This window comes from Jeotgalibacillus sp. 10bf12, assembly GCF_055597105.1.
In genome coordinates, this window is record NZ_CP200276.1 from 24,666 (window position 1) to 40,861 (window position 16,196).

General features: G+C 37.2%; 14 protein-coding genes and 2 pseudogenes. 8 read left to right on the forward strand and 8 right to left on the reverse strand.

The window, feature by feature from the left end:
• The first annotated feature begins 47 nt into the window (after nt 1-47).
• A complete protein-coding gene (locus tag DH10bf12_RS00130; RefSeq protein ID WP_471736606.1) occupies nt 48-191 on the forward strand; it encodes an HNH endonuclease in 144 nt (47 codons plus the stop codon).
• Nucleotides 192-811: 620 nt separating this feature from the next.
• Here the strand turns inward: DH10bf12_RS00130 and DH10bf12_RS00135 are convergent.
• Nucleotides 812-1,357 carry a hypothetical protein gene (locus DH10bf12_RS00135; protein WP_471736607.1) on the reverse strand — a complete coding sequence of 182 codons (546 nt, stop codon included), beginning with the start codon at nt 1,355-1,357 and terminating at the stop codon, nt 812-814.
• Between the two features lie 635 nt (nt 1,358-1,992).
• On the opposite strand from DH10bf12_RS00135, the gene DH10bf12_RS00140 reads away from it, so the two are divergent.
• The 6 genes and pseudogenes from DH10bf12_RS00140 to DH10bf12_RS00165 all read left to right on the forward strand — a co-directional run bounded on the left by DH10bf12_RS00140 (nt 1,993) and on the right by DH10bf12_RS00165 (nt 8,720).
• Nucleotides 1,993-3,534 (forward strand): YifB family Mg chelatase-like AAA ATPase, encoded by a 1,542-nt coding sequence (locus DH10bf12_RS00140; protein WP_471736608.1) that lies wholly within the window; start codon nt 1,993-1,995, stop codon nt 3,532-3,534.
• A 4-nt stretch (nt 3,535-3,538) separates the two neighbouring features.
• Nucleotides 3,539-4,144, forward strand: coding sequence for a transposase (locus DH10bf12_RS00145; RefSeq protein WP_471736609.1), 606 nt, complete (start codon nt 3,539-3,541; stop codon nt 4,142-4,144).
• A 167-nt stretch (nt 4,145-4,311) separates the two neighbouring features.
• Entirely contained in the window at nt 4,312-4,479 is a 168-nt protein-coding gene (locus DH10bf12_RS00150) for a hypothetical protein (protein WP_471736610.1), read from the forward strand.
• A 259-nt stretch (nt 4,480-4,738) separates the two neighbouring features.
• The gene (locus DH10bf12_RS00155; RefSeq protein ID WP_471736611.1) at nt 4,739-5,698 is read left to right on the forward strand and encodes a hypothetical protein; all 960 of its coding nucleotides are present in this window, start codon (nt 4,739-4,741) and stop codon (nt 5,696-5,698) included.
• 384 nt (nt 5,699-6,082) lie between these two features.
• Nucleotides 6,083-6,495, forward strand: a pseudogene (locus DH10bf12_RS00160) (PQQ-dependent sugar dehydrogenase).
• A gap of 935 nt (nt 6,496-7,430) precedes the next feature.
• Nucleotides 7,431-8,720, forward strand: coding sequence for a PQQ-dependent sugar dehydrogenase (locus DH10bf12_RS00165; RefSeq protein ID WP_471736612.1), 1,290 nt, complete (start codon nt 7,431-7,433; stop codon nt 8,718-8,720).
• Nucleotides 8,721-9,029: 309 nt separating this feature from the next.
• Here the strand turns inward: DH10bf12_RS00165 and DH10bf12_RS00170 are convergent, their stop codons facing one another.
• Nucleotides 9,030-9,452, reverse strand: a complete 423-nt coding sequence (locus DH10bf12_RS00170; protein WP_471736613.1) for a GIY-YIG nuclease family protein — start codon at nt 9,450-9,452, stop codon at nt 9,030-9,032.
• A 306-nt stretch (nt 9,453-9,758) separates the two neighbouring features.
• Between DH10bf12_RS00170 and DH10bf12_RS00175 the strand changes: the two genes are divergently transcribed.
• Complete coding sequence (locus tag DH10bf12_RS00175) at nt 9,759-10,994, forward strand: YHYH domain-containing protein (RefSeq protein WP_471736614.1); 1,236 nt, start codon at nt 9,759-9,761, stop codon at nt 10,992-10,994.
• Between the two features lie 173 nt (nt 10,995-11,167).
• On the opposite strand, the gene DH10bf12_RS00180 is transcribed toward DH10bf12_RS00175, so the two are convergent.
• From DH10bf12_RS00180 to DH10bf12_RS00205, 6 genes and pseudogenes are all read right to left on the reverse strand, one after another.
• The gene (locus DH10bf12_RS00180) at nt 11,168-11,944 is read right to left on the reverse strand and encodes a hypothetical protein (protein ID WP_471736615.1); all 777 of its coding nucleotides are present in this window, start codon (nt 11,942-11,944) and stop codon (nt 11,168-11,170) included.
• Between the two features lie 10 nt (nt 11,945-11,954).
• Nucleotides 11,955-12,485: a PDDEXK family nuclease gene (locus DH10bf12_RS00185; protein WP_471736616.1), complete on the reverse strand. Its 531-nt coding sequence runs from the start codon at nt 12,483-12,485 to the stop codon at nt 11,955-11,957.
• A 96-nt stretch (nt 12,486-12,581) separates the two neighbouring features.
• A complete protein-coding gene (locus DH10bf12_RS00190; protein ID WP_471736617.1) occupies nt 12,582-13,082 on the reverse strand; it encodes a hypothetical protein in 501 nt (166 codons plus the stop codon).
• A 106-nt stretch (nt 13,083-13,188) separates the two neighbouring features.
• Nucleotides 13,189-13,692 carry a competence protein ComK gene (locus DH10bf12_RS00195; protein ID WP_471736618.1) on the reverse strand — a complete coding sequence of 168 codons (504 nt, stop codon included), beginning with the start codon at nt 13,690-13,692 and terminating at the stop codon, nt 13,189-13,191.
• 422 nt (nt 13,693-14,114) lie between these two features.
• Nucleotides 14,115-14,294: pseudogene (locus tag DH10bf12_RS00200) on the reverse strand (NAD-dependent epimerase); the annotation flags it as partial.
• A 585-nt stretch (nt 14,295-14,879) separates the two neighbouring features.
• Nucleotides 14,880-16,163, reverse strand: a complete 1,284-nt coding sequence (locus DH10bf12_RS00205) for an oligosaccharide flippase family protein (RefSeq protein WP_471736619.1) — start codon at nt 16,161-16,163, stop codon at nt 14,880-14,882.
• Nucleotides 16,164-16,196: the final 33 nt, after the last annotated feature.

Sequence of the window (16,196 nt, forward strand, 5' to 3'; positions counted from 1 at the left end):
TATGCATTTGAATTGTCAGAATCTTGTTTGGGACAGGGAAATTTTCAATGAATGGAGAAACACCGGAAGGATATACGTGGCATCACCATGAAGAACCAGGTATCATACAGTTAGTCGATACAGAGATTCACGCACAGACCGGCCATACCGGCGGAAGCGAATTATGGGGTGAGGGAAGCCTGGATAACTAAGAGCGTAGACCCGGGCCTGTCTCGGATATTAGAGACACTGAAAAAATCTCCCGAAAAAATCTCCCTGTCCTAAACACGATTCTGATAATTCAAGTCAATTGCATAGGTGAAAGTCAAAGGTGAGTGATGTAAGCATTTTACGGGGAATAGATTGAATAGTGCAATGCTAGTGGACGCACTTAGCTGTCCGCAGCTCTGTTTCTAATCATCCTCCCTTTATATTTCCACTCTGTATAATCAGCACAAAAGAAGCAGGCAATTCTGGATTTTCAGGATTGCATGCTTCTTTGATTTTGTCAAGCGCATTATATTAATGACATCGACATAAGGCTACTGCTTTTAGAGAACCATAAATGATTCAGCGTCGCCTTTAGTAGTGACATTGTCGCTTTCAACTTAGTTACCTTTGAAAAAAGTGTTATTTTAATGGTACTTTTTGGATTTCTCCAATTAATAAAATCAAATCCTTCTACAGTAAAACTCATTAAAAAATCCTTCCTTTAAACAAATGTTAAGGAAGGATAGTAAAGTATAGATAAATGTAAAGTGAAATTCTTAACTTGATAGCTATGGAAGCTGTCTCAAACTTCACTCAGAACCAGACCTTAAATTTAAAACTATTATTCAATCTCTGGAAGTTGCACATCATATTTATTATTTGCATCTATAATATCATTTATTAACCGATCGGTTTCATCAGAAAAGGAATTAAGGGAGCCGGACGGGTCAATTGCCTGGGAGACTAGTGCTTTAAGTGATAAATACATTTCAAGTTGGGTTTCATAAATTTCTCTATATTCTTTTGGAGGATTTTTCAAATCTGAAATTTGCTTTTCTATTAAACTCATTTGCTCTTCTATATCTGCTATACTGCCGTCAGAATCAAACTCCTGATGTTGCCAATAAAGAGCACCTTCAAAGTCGATTGCTATATTGTCACCTATTTGTACAAAGTCCTCATGAATTGCGTCGTACCATACAGAATAATATTGGTATGTCATCTCTTCTGCTTTTATTCCTGCTTCCATCATAGATGCCTGTAAATCCTCAACTCTGGAGTGATACTCACTAACCGTTTGTTTAGGTGATTCACTAGAAGAATTCGCGGAGTTGCATCCCGTGACAAGTAGTATTCCTGTTAATAAGAAGACTGCTTTTTTATACACAAAAACCCTCCTTTAATTTTAATCAGATAAGTTCTAAATTAGCTCAGCAAATAATATGTTTTACTTCATTATACTTTATTGAGAACGAAAAATATATAAAGTCTGTTATAAAGAACTAAATACTTACAGAAAATAATAGATCTCCCTAATAGATCTCCCTGTCCTAAACACAATTCGTACAATTCAAGTCAATTGCATAAGTGAAAGTAAGAAGTGAGTGATCAAAGCACTTTAGCGTGGCTTTCTTGGATAGTTATTTATAAGTGTAAATATTCATAAGAGTGTATAGGACAGGGAATTCTAGAAGTTGAAGACGACGATGTCATTAACTGAAGACGCTTAACAATATCAAATAAGCAGGCAATCCAGGATTCCCATGATTGCCTGCTTATTTTTTGCTGACTGTACAGCTCGGACACCCCCCTGTCCCGGACACATTTATAAATTTTTACATTTATAAATAACGATACAATCAATGTAAAGCAAATCGATTAAATCAATCGTTTCCGACTTTTAGTTAATTAATTGACCTGAATTGTCAGAATCGTGTTTGGGACAGGGAGATTAAAAAAACGGCTGCATCGCTTCCCCTTTTCTTTTGAAATATGTATAATATTCTCAACCTTATAAAAGGAGTGATCTATATCAACAACGAAATCTACAGTATCGGCTTAACCGGCCTAAAAGGTCATATAGTCAAAATCGAAGCGTCAGTCAGGACAGACAAAGCGCAATGCATCATTGTCGGCCTGCCGGATGCATCGTTGAAAGAATCAAAGGAACGTATTCTTAGTGCGCTTCATGTACTTGGGAAGGATGTTGAGATGAAGAAGATTACGGTTCATCTTTCTCCTGCCGATTTGAAAAAGCAGGGTACAGCGTTTGATATGGCGATGCTGATCGCTGTGCTGCAGGAGATGGAAAAGGTCCCGCTTAAAATTCCTGATCGGACCTGCTTCTTTGCTGCTCTAACCCTCTCAGGCGAATTCACCACATTCCACAACATTATCACTTCGATTCACCAGGCAGTTCTTCTCGGTTTTACGCGCATATATATCCCACCAATTGATTTAACCTTTTTTAAAAACATCCAGAACGTTGAGTTTATTCGAATTTCCGATATTGAGTCGTTGCTTCAGCATTTAAAAGGAAAACGCTCTTTGTTTGAAAGTGATTTGACAATAATTGTAAATGAGCGTCCTCAGGAGGAAACGGTTGAGGTTCCGCACGTATGCTTTTCTGCTATACGCGGACATGAAGAAGCGAAAAGTGCGATGGTATTAGCGGCAGCTGGCGGTCATCACCTGCTGATGAGTGGTCCGCCGGGGTGTGGGAAGAGTCTGCTTTCAAATGCTTTTCATACGATTCTGCCTGACCTAACGCATGATGAAGTACTTGAAGTGTACAGCATTTATCAGCTGGCAAGACAGCAGCGAGGTACGACTGTCAGACCTCCCTTCCGAAGTCCGCATCATTCCTCTTCTGAAGGGGCAATTGTTGGCGGTGGTCGTTATCCGCGACCCGGTGAAATGTCACTTGCGCATCGCGGCGTACTCTTTCTTGATGAACTCGGCCACTTTCAAAAGCGCGTCATCGATACGCTCAGGCAACCACTTGAAATGGGAGTTGCTACTGTAAATCGGGTTGAAGGTTCTGACCAGTTTCCCGCTTCAATTAATTTGATCGCTGCGACGAACCCCTGCCCTTGCGGTTATTACGGTTCCAATGAAAAGTATTGTACGTGCAGTGATAAAATCAGGCTTAGATATATGCAGAAGATTACGGGTCCAATTATTGACCGTGTAGATTTTGTGCTGGAGATGAAAAGTCAGGGTATTTTATCTGCGACAACGGCTGAAACGTCTGTTGAAATCCGTGAAAAAGTAACAGCTGCAAGACAACGTCAGCGGGCCCGCTTCGGTTCAAATTATACTAATGCGATCGCGCCTGTAAAACTGTTTGAAGAAAAGACGTCTTTCACTGCTGATCAACTGAAGCGTGTCCAGGAAGTCAGTTTTAGTGAGAAATTGAGCAGCCGCTCGACAATGAAAATCTTAAGGCTTTCGCAGACAATTGCAGATTTAAATTATGATGGAAAAGTGACTGACGAATGCATTGAAGAAGCGCTGAGCTGGAAAATCAGCGCGGCACAGGTTCATCAGTCGCTGATGAGGTAGCGTGATGACTGAAAAAAGAAATTTCAGGCAGAATGCTTATTATCACGTGATTATGCGCGGGAATAATCGTAGGTTTATTTTCAGGACAAAAGAAGATATGCGCGAATTAGAACGGGCATTGATGCTTGCTTACCTGAAATACCCATTTAAAATACTTGCTTATTGCTTTATGACGAATCATTACCACCTGCTGATCCGCGCTGAGAAAGATCCACTCAGTAAAATCATGGCGGTTGTGAACCGGCGTTATAGTGATTCTTACTCGAGCCGGTATGGTCATATCGGGCGAATTTATCAAAAGCGCTATTTTGCGAAGGAAGTTGATGGTCCCCTTGGGTTATTGACAGTGAGCAATTATATTCACCGTAATCCGATTGAAACGATGATTCCAATGGTTACTGAGCTGACGGATTATCCATACAGTTCCTATCCTCTCTATGCTAATGACACACTCTTTGCTCCCCCTTATTTAGACAGGAATATTTTGAAAGAGCTGCTGCCACATGGGTTTGAGAAAACGAATGCAGCCTATGCCCGGTATTGTCTTGAGTACCGTGTAGAGGTTGAGGAGGATCGGCATGTGCCGGATGGTGGGGTGCCGGAGTTTTAATCATTTTAAAGTATAGATGCATCACACTCCATTTCCCCTCTCCACCCCTATTGAATATAATAAGGATAAGATGATTACTTTGTTAAAACAGGGCTGATTTTATGCGAACCATTTCATTAGGTGAGATCAATCAAAATATTTAGAAAAACCGAAAACAGGCAAATGCTATGATCAGATCTACTTTAAATGGTCGCAGAAAAAAATCTCGGACGAGAACACCTGGAGAAGTAAAAGCACTAAATGAAATTTCCATTGCACGCTGGCAAAAGGCTGTCGCAGAAAAGAAAATAATTAGAACTGGTAAAAGATCGATGTATTATGACTATAGAGAATGATAAAAATCGTTTAAGAGCGCCGATCCGACTAAATAGATCAGCGCTCTTTATTTTGCTCTAACGGTTTTTGTGCCTTCCCCACAACTCCCTGTCCTGAACACATTTATGAATATTTACACTTACAAATAACTATTCAACATAACCTCACTCAGATGCTTTCATCACTCACTTCTTACTTTCACTTATGCAATTGACTTGAATTGTCAGAATCGTGTTTAGGACAGGGAGATTTTTTGAAGGATATGAAGTTGGTTACACAATGGGAATTGAGATCGGCTATCAAAAAGGGAATCAGGATGAAGAGACGACAGATTCCAATGAAGACTATATAGAAGGCTGGGCTGCTGGTTTTAAAACTGGTTATGCAGAAGGGCTTGAGAAAAAAGAAGCGGAAGAAAAAGTGGCTAAAGATAAAGTAGATGGCGCTGAAAAAGGGAAAGTGGACGGAAGAGTTGCCTATCTTGCCGGAAAAGCGATAGATGCTTTTACATATGAGACTCAGAGTTCTGAGACTTTTATAAAAGCATACAAAGAAACATTCACTGCCTCCTGGGAAACGGCAAAGCTTAGAGATAATTGTTATGAAGAAGGATATAACCAGGGGCTGAAACAAGATGAAATGACAGTACCTAAAGCGTGTGAAGAAGATAAATTACGTTCTGAATTTGAAAAAGGACATATAAAAGGAGTTGAAGAGCGGGATACTAAAGAAATCGCGAAACTTACTGAACAGGGAGAAGCAGCGGGTTATGAAGTGGTAGATCTAGTCATGCCTAAAGAAGCTGTCAAGCCAAGCTATCAAACTGCTTTTGAAAAAGGATATGAAGACGGAAAGCTTAAACGGAAAGAAGAAGTATATCAGGAAGGCTATGACTCAGCTTTTCAACAAATAGATTTTTTGAATGAAGTCTATACGGATCATGAAGTCCTTAGTACATGGTACAAGGAAGGATATGATAGCAACGACATCGCTGAAGAAATAAAAGCAAATGCCCAGACATTGGGAGAAGAAAATGATGAATACATCATTGCTGAAAAATATAAGGTCAATGAGGACTCAATAAGTCTCTATGACTCTCTATTTGAAAAAGGTCAGTTAATTAAAGAGAAGCGTGAAGCAGAACAACGTAACATGATTTTAGGTGTAGCAGCAATTGGGATGCCGGCCGCAGGTGGGTTTTATTTTTGGAGGAGAAAGCGAAAAGATAAAGTTATTTAATTAAGACTTGAAAATGCTGAGCCAGCGCGATATTTAGAGTTAAGACACTATCAAGTAAAATCATTCTATATGGAATATGTTCATTAGATGATCAGGAGGACCTAGATTAGTTTTATAATTCCTAATTCATCATGATCTTAAACACTTGATGCTGAGAAAAAAGAAAAGTAGTTTTCACCGCACTTCATTTAAGCGACTTTTTCTTAACGATTTCTAATATAAATTGATCACAAACAAAAATCACAATTGTTTTGAGGGCGTCTTCCGTCGCGCCACTGGTAATGGCAGGCATTATGGAAAGCATCTTTTCCTTTCTTAAGGGTTGTTAAGGACACTATATCCGTCAACCCCCGGACAAACAATACCATCAACAATTGGACGTTTTTGAGCAGCATTAACAATATTATCCAACCAAGTTCTAACTATGGATGGCCAATTGTTTCTTATGGTATCGAGTACTCTGGTGAATTAATCAATGATGGTATTGCAGAACACGAGGCTCAAGGCTTTGTTGAACCAGTCTATTATTGGGATCAACGAGTGCACCAAGTGGTATGTCATTCTATGACAACGACGCAATTCCTGAATGGGAGAACAACTTGTTCATCGGTGGTCTATTGCCGAACTATATTGTACGTGTCGTCATCGAAAATGACATCATCGTTGGAGAAGAACGTCTATTAACTGACGAAGGAGAACGTTTCCGTGACATTCTCGTAACTGAGGATGGCGCGCTTATTGCAGCCACTGATGGCGGTGTGATTTATAAGATTACTGCAGCAGGTGAAGGTAACTAAGTTGAAGCAACGATATCACTACTAAAGACGACGACGCTTAATAATTTATTATTTTCTAAAAGCACTAGCCTTATGCCGATGTCATTAACTTAAGGCGCTTGACAATATCAAAGAAGCAGGCAATCCTGGATTTCCATGATTGCCTGTTTTTTTTGCTGACTGTACAAATTAGAAATATCAACAATAAATCCCTCTCCTAAACACATTTATAAATATTCACACTTACAAATAACTATCCAGCACGGCCCAGCAAAGTACTTTATTTACTCACTTCTGACTTCCACTTATACAATTGACTTGAATTGTCAGAATTATGTTTAGCACAGGGAGAGTTTCCTAATTCCTGATATGGTGTAGCATAATGCAAGTAATGGAACCTGCAGGATGAAAAATACAATCGCCAGACCAAAATAAGCGTTATATATAATAGGTAGAACTTTTTGATAGTCTTCCTGCTCAAAGAAGTTAATTGCCGTCGATTGATTTATCTTTCTCACCTCCTGTAAGATGTTTAATCATTCTTCTATATATATCTTTATACCTATAAATTATATAATAGTTTTTAATTTTTTGAAACAAAAACCATTTTAGCGTAAATGCCTCATGATATCCTGTGGTGAGACTTTTTGATCTATACTAATCAAAGCGCTATGCCGGGACTAAAGTTAAAGTGTCACTTTGTCATACTATACCTTCCGTCCTAAGCATATACACATCTATATTTTATACAATTGACTTGAATTGTCAGAATCATATTTGGGAGAGGGAGATTTTTAAAAATTGGTTTCCTGGAATAGCTTTTAGGGAAAAGTACATGTACAACTGAGTTGTTAGCTATGAGACGAAAGCCTTAACCAAATTTCAGTGCCCGGTTTCAGGGTACTGTATTTTAGTCTATATTCAGTTTAATATTCCAGAAATGAGGAGGAAAACAGATGAAAAAAGTTACATGGTCAAGATTCATGTTCTTTACAATGCTGATCTTTGTATTGGCTTTGGCAGCATGTAGCAATGATGAACCTTCAGATGAAGCATCAACTGATGACTCGGATGCTGGAACAGAAGAAAGTGCTGACGAAAGTGCAGAATCCGAGCCAAAAGTTACTGAGTTTGAACCAGCATTTCCAGAACAAACAAGAGCACCTGAAGTAGAAACTGAAACAGAACTTGATGTAGAAGTGGTTGCTGAGGGTCTTGGCGTGTCCTGGGGAATGGAAGAGTTTGAACCAAACCGCCTACTTGTTACGCAAAGAGATTCAGCAGAACTGCTGATTGTAAACCTTGAAGATGGCTCTGTATCAGATCCAATCGAAGGTACACCAGAGGTAAATAACGAATCTCAAGGTGGTTTGCTGGATGTAACCATTGCACCTGATTTTGACGAATCAAGAACCGTATTTATGACGTTTTCGCAGGATATTGAAGGTGGAACGGTAACTTCTGTCGGTAAAGGTGTTTTATCAGAAGATGAAGCCGCGCTTGAAGATTTTGAAGTGATATTCCTGGCAACACCAGCATATGATGGTACCTTACACTATGGTGGACGTATTATCTTTGATGAGGAAGGCAACCTATTCTTAACAACTGGTGAGCGTTCAGATGATCCCATTCGCGAACGTGCACAAGACTTAGATGCTTACTTAGGTAAAGTCATTCACATTACACAGGACGGGGAACCAGTAGAGTCGAATCCATTTACCGAAGATGAAGATGCACTAGATGGTATTTACAGCTACGGTCACCGTAATATTCAAGGTGTGGACTTCAACCCCGCAACAGGAGACCTTTGGATTGTTGAATTCGGCCCACAAGCTGGGGATGAACTAAACATTATCGAACCAGGTTCTAACTATGGTTGGCCAATTGTTTCTTATGGGATTGAGTACTCTGGTGAACTAATCAATGAGGGTATCGCAGAACACGAAGCTCAAGGCTTTGTTGAACCAGTATATTACTGGGATCCAACCAGCGCACCAAGTGGTATGTCATTCTATGACAACGACGCCATTCCCGAGTGGGAGAACAACTTGTTCATTGGTGGTCTATTCCCGAACTATATTGTACGTGTCGTCATCGAAAATGACATCATCGTTGGAGAAGAACGTCTATTAACTGACGAAGGCGAACGTTTCCGTGACATTCTCGTAACGGAGGATGGCGCACTTATTGCAGCCACTGATGGTGGTAAGATTTATAACATTACTGCAGCAGGTGAAGGTAACTAAGTTGAATGAGACGACGCTGAATCATTTATGATTCGCTAAAAGCACTAGCCTTATGTAGATGTGATTAACTTAAGGCGCTTAAGAATTTCAAAGAAGCAGGCACTCGTGGATTTCCATGATTGCCTGCTTCTTTTTTGACAGGAACTCCTTGTCCTGAAAACATTTATGAATATTTGCCTTTACAAATAACTATCCAATAAAGCAAAAGCAAAGTGCTTACATCACTCATTTGTGACTTTCACTTATGCAATTGACTTGAATTGTCAGAATCTTTTTTAGGGCAGGGAGATTTTCGATAATGCTTAATACTTAAAATATATGTAGTCTTTCTTCTACAGCAGCTCTTCTATTTTCAGTACCACGTATACAGCGGTCACTATTAGGTTGTTTTTGTAAGATTGGTTCATACTTATTGATATAATATATTTCTTTCTCACTCAAACTAATTTCTTCATTAAAATCATCATATATAATTACGATACTGATCCTTACCTTGCCACTTTTTAATTCAGAAGGTAAAAGACCAAACAATTCAGATTTTATAGACAAGTTCCCTATATGATCCCATATTCTTTTAAACATTGAAGTATTTGATTTTCCGATATACAAATAATCATCTTCATTCACAATGAGCCCATAAACGCCCGGTCTATCAAAGTCAGATAACTCCAGTTCGAAAATCCCATTTAATATTCCAGCAGATACTTTGTATAAACGTGAATTGTGATCCATTGCCCAACACCCTCTCCCTTTAAATTGTTCATTCGATCTACAATTTTTCACTATTCTCACAACATTTCTTACATATTATATCGACGAATTATGAGTAATAGTTAAACTAAAATAATCTACAAGGTATTATTCAATATGTATTTAAATGAGAAAAAATCAATTTTAAGAGAAAATTCCCTATCAAGTTTCGGTCATTATGAGGCGTCATTAAAAGTTTGTTCTATCATAATAAATATTTTTTATGTTCTCCCAAAACATAAATATTTTCATATATAATACTCTTAAGATACATAAGGAGGGTTTTATGTGAAAAAATGGTCTATCATACTGATGATTTTGCTTTTCCTCAGTCTTACGACAACCCTTGAAGTTAATGCTCATTCTGGACGTACTGATAGTAGCGGTGGACATAATTGTTCTGAGAAATCAATTGCTAAAGGATTGTGCACCGGGTACCACTACCATAATGGGGGGAGCAGTGATTCTCCTCAGACAAGCACTCCGAGTGCTACTCCTGAGCCTGAGGAACCTGCATATGATCCTAAGATTTATTATGATCGGGGATATGATTCCGGTTATAGCAAAGGCTTTGAAGCCGGTTATAAAAAGGGTAAGCAGGATGCCGAGTCAACAGATTCCAATGAAGACTATGTAAAGGGCTGGGATGCTGGTTTTGAAGCTGGTTATGCGGAAGGACTTGAAAAAATTGAAGCAGAAGAAAAAATCGCTAAGGATAAGGCAACAGGAGCTGAGAAAGGAAAAGTCGACGGCAGAGCTGCTTTTCTTGCAGGCAGGGCGATAGATGCATTTGATTATGAAACCCAAGAATCTGAAGCATATGTGAATGCATATCATGAAACATTTGCTGATTCATGGGAAACAGCAAAGCTTGAAGATACCTGTTTTAACGAAGGGTACAATCAGGGATTAATACAAGATGAGCTGGTAATTTCTAAAGCATGTGAAAAAGATTCTTTACGCACAGCATTCGAAAAAGGGCATAAAGTAGGAGTCGATGAGCGAGATCATAATGAAATCGAAAAGCTTACTAGACTGGGAGAAACTGAAGGGTATGCAGTGGCAGAGCTAATTGTACCTAAAGAAGCGATAAAGCCCAGCTATCAATCTGCTTTTGAAAAGGGATATGAAGCTGGAAAGATGAAACGAAAAGAAGAAATACATCAGGAAGGATACTACTCTGCCTTCGAGCAAATAGATTTTAAAGAGGAAACCTATACAGATCATCAGGAGCTTAGTGAATGGTTCAAAGAAGGATATGAAAGTAATGATATCGCTAAAGAGATCAAATCGAATGCTCAGACACTCGGTGAAGAAAGTGATGAATATGTCATTGCTGAAAAATTCAAAGTGAACGCTGCTTCCATCAGCCTTTATGATTCACTTTTTGAACAGGGGCAGAACATTAAAGAACAGCGCGAAGAAGAACAACGAAATATAATCCTACTGGCCGGAGCAGCAATTGTTGCACCTACAGCAGGCGGATTTTATTTTTGGAGAAGGAAGCATAAAAAAGCTATTTAGTTGAAGCTAGACCATCGCATAGTTAGCTCCCCTACCTTGGAAACAGTTTAATCTATGACACTAATAGACGATTATTCAGCTCAGAACTTGAAAGTGTACTGCACATTTATTTCTTGAGTTCCTTGATGCAGCTGATGTGAAATAAATAAATTGTTTTCAAGACGGGGGATTATTTAAGAGTGTTCTTTCGTCTGTTCAGGTACATTAGCTTTTTCCGTTTTTCTTCTAAACACAGGATATTTATGATGGATATATTGTGTATACGAAGTTAATGTAACTAATAGTAATAGTCCATTGATAGAATTGAATAATGCAGAAAAATCCTGAGGACTATTATTGTCTGTGAAATTCGAAGCAGTTGCATTGATAATAGAGAATATCGTTAATCCTAGTACTATCAACTCTACTGTTTTAATTACATACTGATCTTCAACTTCATTTAGAGCAATACTAATATCCTCCTTAAAGGGAATGTTCAGAAATCTAAAACCTCTCCACAAAGATTCAAAATCAAAATTAATGACTTTCCCAGCAACGTTCATCTTCAGGAAAGATATATACAAAACCAAAGATAGTGCAAAACTCCCAGAGAATAAAACAAGTAAAAACCTATGAGTATCAACACTGGCGGTTAAAAACTCAATCAAAAAAATAACAACTGACATAGATAATAATAAAAATAAAAATGACATAAAAAATTCTGCCAGTACTAACAAAAAGAGCAATACGAATTTCAAGTGAAACGCTGAAATCAGCGTTATGATTCTGAAAATTTCAGCTACGATAATCATTAAACTAATACTTGCAATAAGCGATAGAAATTGAATCCAAATATTTTTATCATTTAGATTCAACTTAATAAACCAGCTATATGAAAAGTACCCTACTAGAAAAATAAAAATGACAAAACTAGAGGCTATAATAACACCTTTTTTTGTTGTCTGATCCAAGATAACACCTCTAAACTACATTATTCTGAAACAACACCTTCAATCGCTCTCTATTAAACCTCCATTCTTCCGGAATGTAATCACTGAGCCCTTTAGCTAATCCGCTCTGCCACAAATGTCTTTCTCTGAGAACAGTGTTCCCATGCCCACCTCTAATTTTCTTCATTTCTTCTCCAATCTCTTTTGGAGTAGCTATGTATACTCTTGGAGATTCTCCTTTTTCAAAGTCTGAATCTTTAAATTGAACTAAGCTGACGATGGTATTGTCTGTATGCTTACTTACCCAATAGTCAATTGCCTCAGAGTAAGACCGATCTTTCTTATGACTTTGTGTTAATCCCCAGCCGCCATCTTTACTTCCCTTTACTGAGACCTTTAACATTTTTTTACGGCAGACTAACACCAGATCATATTCAGGCTGGTTCGCTCCATACTGAACAGAAATATCAAAGCCAGCCCATGCAAATAGAGTTGCTGTATACGATTCGCCTACTACACTGCACTCACCTGAAGTGAATTCATTCGTAATACTCTTTTTCAAAATAAATTTATAGGTGCTTTAATTACATACTTATTATTTTTTACTCATTTAATTCACTTTAATTATCATATTCAAACATAAGTATTTACTGATTCCTCATCCTTCCCACCTATACACTTCATAAGGCATATCATCCAGCCTGCTTGTCCACCGTGCTCCTGATACTTCCGGCAGCAGATCTCTGTGATGACCCCAGTTGAGGAGATGAACATGCTTCAGTTCGTGGTCTGTGAGGGGTGATATGCTCCTTGAATTGTTAGATGGCTTATGTACGTACAATAGTAATCTTTCAGCAAGATCAATCTCTTTTGACCAGACTTCCTCTGAGACAGGCTGCGTACCATGTAATCGGCCTATGTAGATCTTCAGATTGTTGGCATCGTTCTGATAAAGCCAGCCTTCCTGAGAGATTCTTGTCCCAAACGTCTGCCGATCTGCTTTGCCTATGTAAAGTAGCACATCACTGCCATAGACAAGATACTTTCCATAGATCTGGTAGACACCGTAATCCTCTTGATCATTCATTAATTGTTTCAGCTGCGTTAAATCATAAGGACCATCCCAGTCAATCTGAATCATATACTCAGATTGGTTCATCTCGCCACCCTCTCACCGCTCAACCGATTCTTTTGCTTCTATTATTATGTATAACTAAACAACTGCTCCTATTGTAAAAGTGCATCACAATTGAAAGAGTTCTTACTCACTTCCCCTTCTTATCTCTCCGCTTTGTAATGAGATAAGACTGAACCCTTCTTTTACTCACGAGCGCTTTAAACCGCTCAGCACGTTTCAGAAGAAGATTCAGTTCATTGATTGGCACATGAACCTGTAGCTGCTTGCCCCCAACAAACTCAATGACTGAAGTTTTCCTTGTGTAGACTGCTGTCCTCAGCACATGCTCAGGAAATACCCACATGTTATCAGGATCATTGGGTACATGTGTCGGCATCACAGTGAGACAAGTCACCGGATCCAGTATAAATGGAACATTCAAATCCTCGACACCCAGTTTATGCCTGGATCCATCCATACTTCCCTTTAGCGTACTGCCTGTTAACATGCAGTAGTCAAACAAAATCTTTACCGGTGAATCAGCAGCATACTGTACGCCATCTGAATGGATAATCTCAGACTGAAACTCAGGATGCTCAATTTTTCTGATGGCAAGTGTACGACGATTAATGAATAAATGGTTCTCATTCATCTTTAATTCCTCCTGATACATATATACTTGTATTTTTACACTTACATACATTTCGACAATTATTGAAAGAATCCTTCAAAAATAAGATTTTTTGTCATATTCTTAGTAACGTATTTCTCATTGATCATTTCTTCTTGCTTTTTATTATGCTGTTAATGCTGCTAAAAAACGTCCAATTGTTGACGGTATTGTTTGTCCGGGAATTGATAAACATAAGATGCTGGTGGATCTCTGTATGGCAGAGGTGGTATAAAAATGCGTCACTAATGGATCAAAAATATGGCAAAGGCGGGTTGTCAATCTAATGGCTGTTCTCTTTATCAAACAACTAAATATAAAACTGAAATTTCAGTCTTTTTAAAACAAAAAGCACTACTAAAAGTGCTTTTCAATCATCATTTTTTGTTGTAGCACTCCACATGCTAATCCGTAAACCGCTGCAACCCATCCTGAATAGATGTATCCGGCTTAAACCCTACAGCCTTCTGTAGCTTATCAGTAGAAGCATATGTAAGTGGCACATCCCTTGGTTTAATCGACTCATACTTTTTCCCAAACTCAATCTTTCTTCCAAGAAAATTACTTAAAGCCATCTTCATTGAAGAATTTTTAAAACTCCCTGTCCTGAAAACATTTATGAACATTTACACTTACAAATAACTATTCAACATAGCTACTCTAAAGTGTTTTAATCTCTCACTTCTGACTTTCACTTATGCAATTGAATTGAATTGTCAGAATCGTGGTTAGGACAGGGAGATTTTTTATGATAAGAATAAGAGTTAATAATTGTACTGTTCAATTCTAACTAGCGAAAGTGTAAAACCTATCGAGCAAAAAGTGTCAATTTTATTTTAGCATTTTCAAGTGGATCAGGTTGATGTCATAAGCGGATCAAAAAAATGTCAACGCTGGATCAGCACAAGACCGTACTCAAGGGATATTTACACTGACAATTAATTAATCAGCATTGCCACATTAAAACCCTTTATCCATTCATTACTGACATTAACTTATACAATTGACTTGAATTATCAGAATTGTTTTCAGGACAGGGAGATTTTTTCAGTGAATTTAACTATCCAATACAGCAAAAGCAAAGGGCTTCCATCATTTACTTCTGACTTTTACTAATGCAATTGACTTGAATTATCAGAATCGTGTTTAGGACAGTGGGGTTCGACTAATTACTTTATTGTCTTAATGGCTTTAAAAGTATTTAGAACTGATAAAATGCAAAGTATTATTTGGGATATAGATGTTGCTATAGCTATAAAAATTAGTTCAGATCCTATACTTGCAAAGTATAAACTAAGCATTATGTTTAAAAATAAACTTATTAATTGTAATTTTATTAAAACTGACTCTTGGTTTAATGCAATACTAATTGTATTACTGTATAATGTAATGATGTTAAAAATTTGTCCTATTAAGAGTATAAGTATAATACTTATAGCATTAGTGTAATCCTCGTATAAGTTAGATATTAAATTTGTTGCTATAAAAAACACAAATATATTAACAAATAAAATTAAAGGTACAATAAAACTCATCATTTTCATATAAAATCTCACTGCTAAATTATAAGAGATGATGCTTGAGAATTTATTTAGAAGTTTTGGATAGGTTATATAGTTTAGACCTTGAAGGAGCACTAATGTTCCAGCTACTATATTAGTTGCAAAAGTATAAATACCTAAGCTTTCTACCCCATAAGCAACATTAACGACTATTTTATCAACATTTATTGAAAGGAGATAATTTAAGTTGTAGAATAACAAACTGACTCCTAACAAAAAATGTTTGCTTAGCTCAATTCTATCGCTCTTGATTTCTAATAAATATTTAAATAAACCTGTAAGACTTATTACTTCCCTTGTAACAACTACATAATATAAATTTGTAACCACTACTGATATAAAGTAAAACAGCAAAACCCAATTTACATTAATATTATTCAATAAGGCAATAATCAATACAATATCAATAGTTGAGAGTATGAATAGACCTACGGAAATTTTCTTGAACCTCTGTAATGCTCTTAATATATTTTCATAAAATAGATTTATCTGCTGTAATACAATAATTAAATAGACTAATATAAAACTTCTACCAAAGGCAGTATCTAAGTTTATTAACACAAATAAAAAAAGTAACAAGAATACAAAGTTTGACAATAACAAAATCACAAATGATCTATTGATAATTATTTTTGAATCATTTAAGTTATTGTCTAAAGAAAGTTTCTTGTTAAGTGAGTATGTGGATCCAAAAGAGATAACAGCCGAAAAAGTAAGGAAAATTAGGAATAATCCATATACCCCAAATTCTTCAACAGATAAATATTTTGCCAATAGTAAACCTTTTATAAATAATAATCCTTGTTTATAATATTTCGACAAAGTAATAATGACTAGTTCTGTTAAGAATTCTTTATTTTTAGAATAGAAACCTTTTATTTTACTCGACATATCATTATCCTTAATATAAAGTAATATTTCCCC

Excerpts from the sequence above, each read along its gene's own strand:
- DH10bf12_RS00130 (WP_471736606.1), top strand. The coding sequence starts at position 48 with ATGAATGGAGAAACACCGGAAGGATATACGTGGCATCACCATGAAGAA.
- DH10bf12_RS00145 (WP_471736609.1), top strand. The coding sequence starts at position 3,539 with ATGACTGAAAAAAGAAATTTCAGGCAGAATGCTTATTATCACGTGATT.
- DH10bf12_RS00150 (WP_471736610.1), top strand. The coding sequence starts at position 4,312 with ATGATCAGATCTACTTTAAATGGTCGCAGAAAAAAATCTCGGACGAGA.
- DH10bf12_RS00155 (WP_471736611.1), top strand. The coding sequence starts at position 4,739 with ATGGGAATTGAGATCGGCTATCAAAAAGGGAATCAGGATGAAGAGACG.
- DH10bf12_RS00165 (WP_471736612.1), top strand. The coding sequence starts at position 7,431 with ATGAAAAAAGTTACATGGTCAAGATTCATGTTCTTTACAATGCTGATC.
- DH10bf12_RS00170 (WP_471736613.1), bottom strand. The coding sequence starts at position 9,452 with ATGGATCACAATTCACGTTTATACAAAGTATCTGCTGGAATATTAAAT.
- DH10bf12_RS00190 (WP_471736617.1), bottom strand. The coding sequence starts at position 13,082 with ATGAACCAATCTGAGTATATGATTCAGATTGACTGGGATGGTCCTTAT.
- DH10bf12_RS00195 (WP_471736618.1), bottom strand. The coding sequence starts at position 13,692 with ATGAATGAGAACCATTTATTCATTAATCGTCGTACACTTGCCATCAGA.
- DH10bf12_RS00205 (WP_471736619.1), bottom strand. The coding sequence starts at position 16,163 with ATGTCGAGTAAAATAAAAGGTTTCTATTCTAAAAATAAAGAATTCTTA.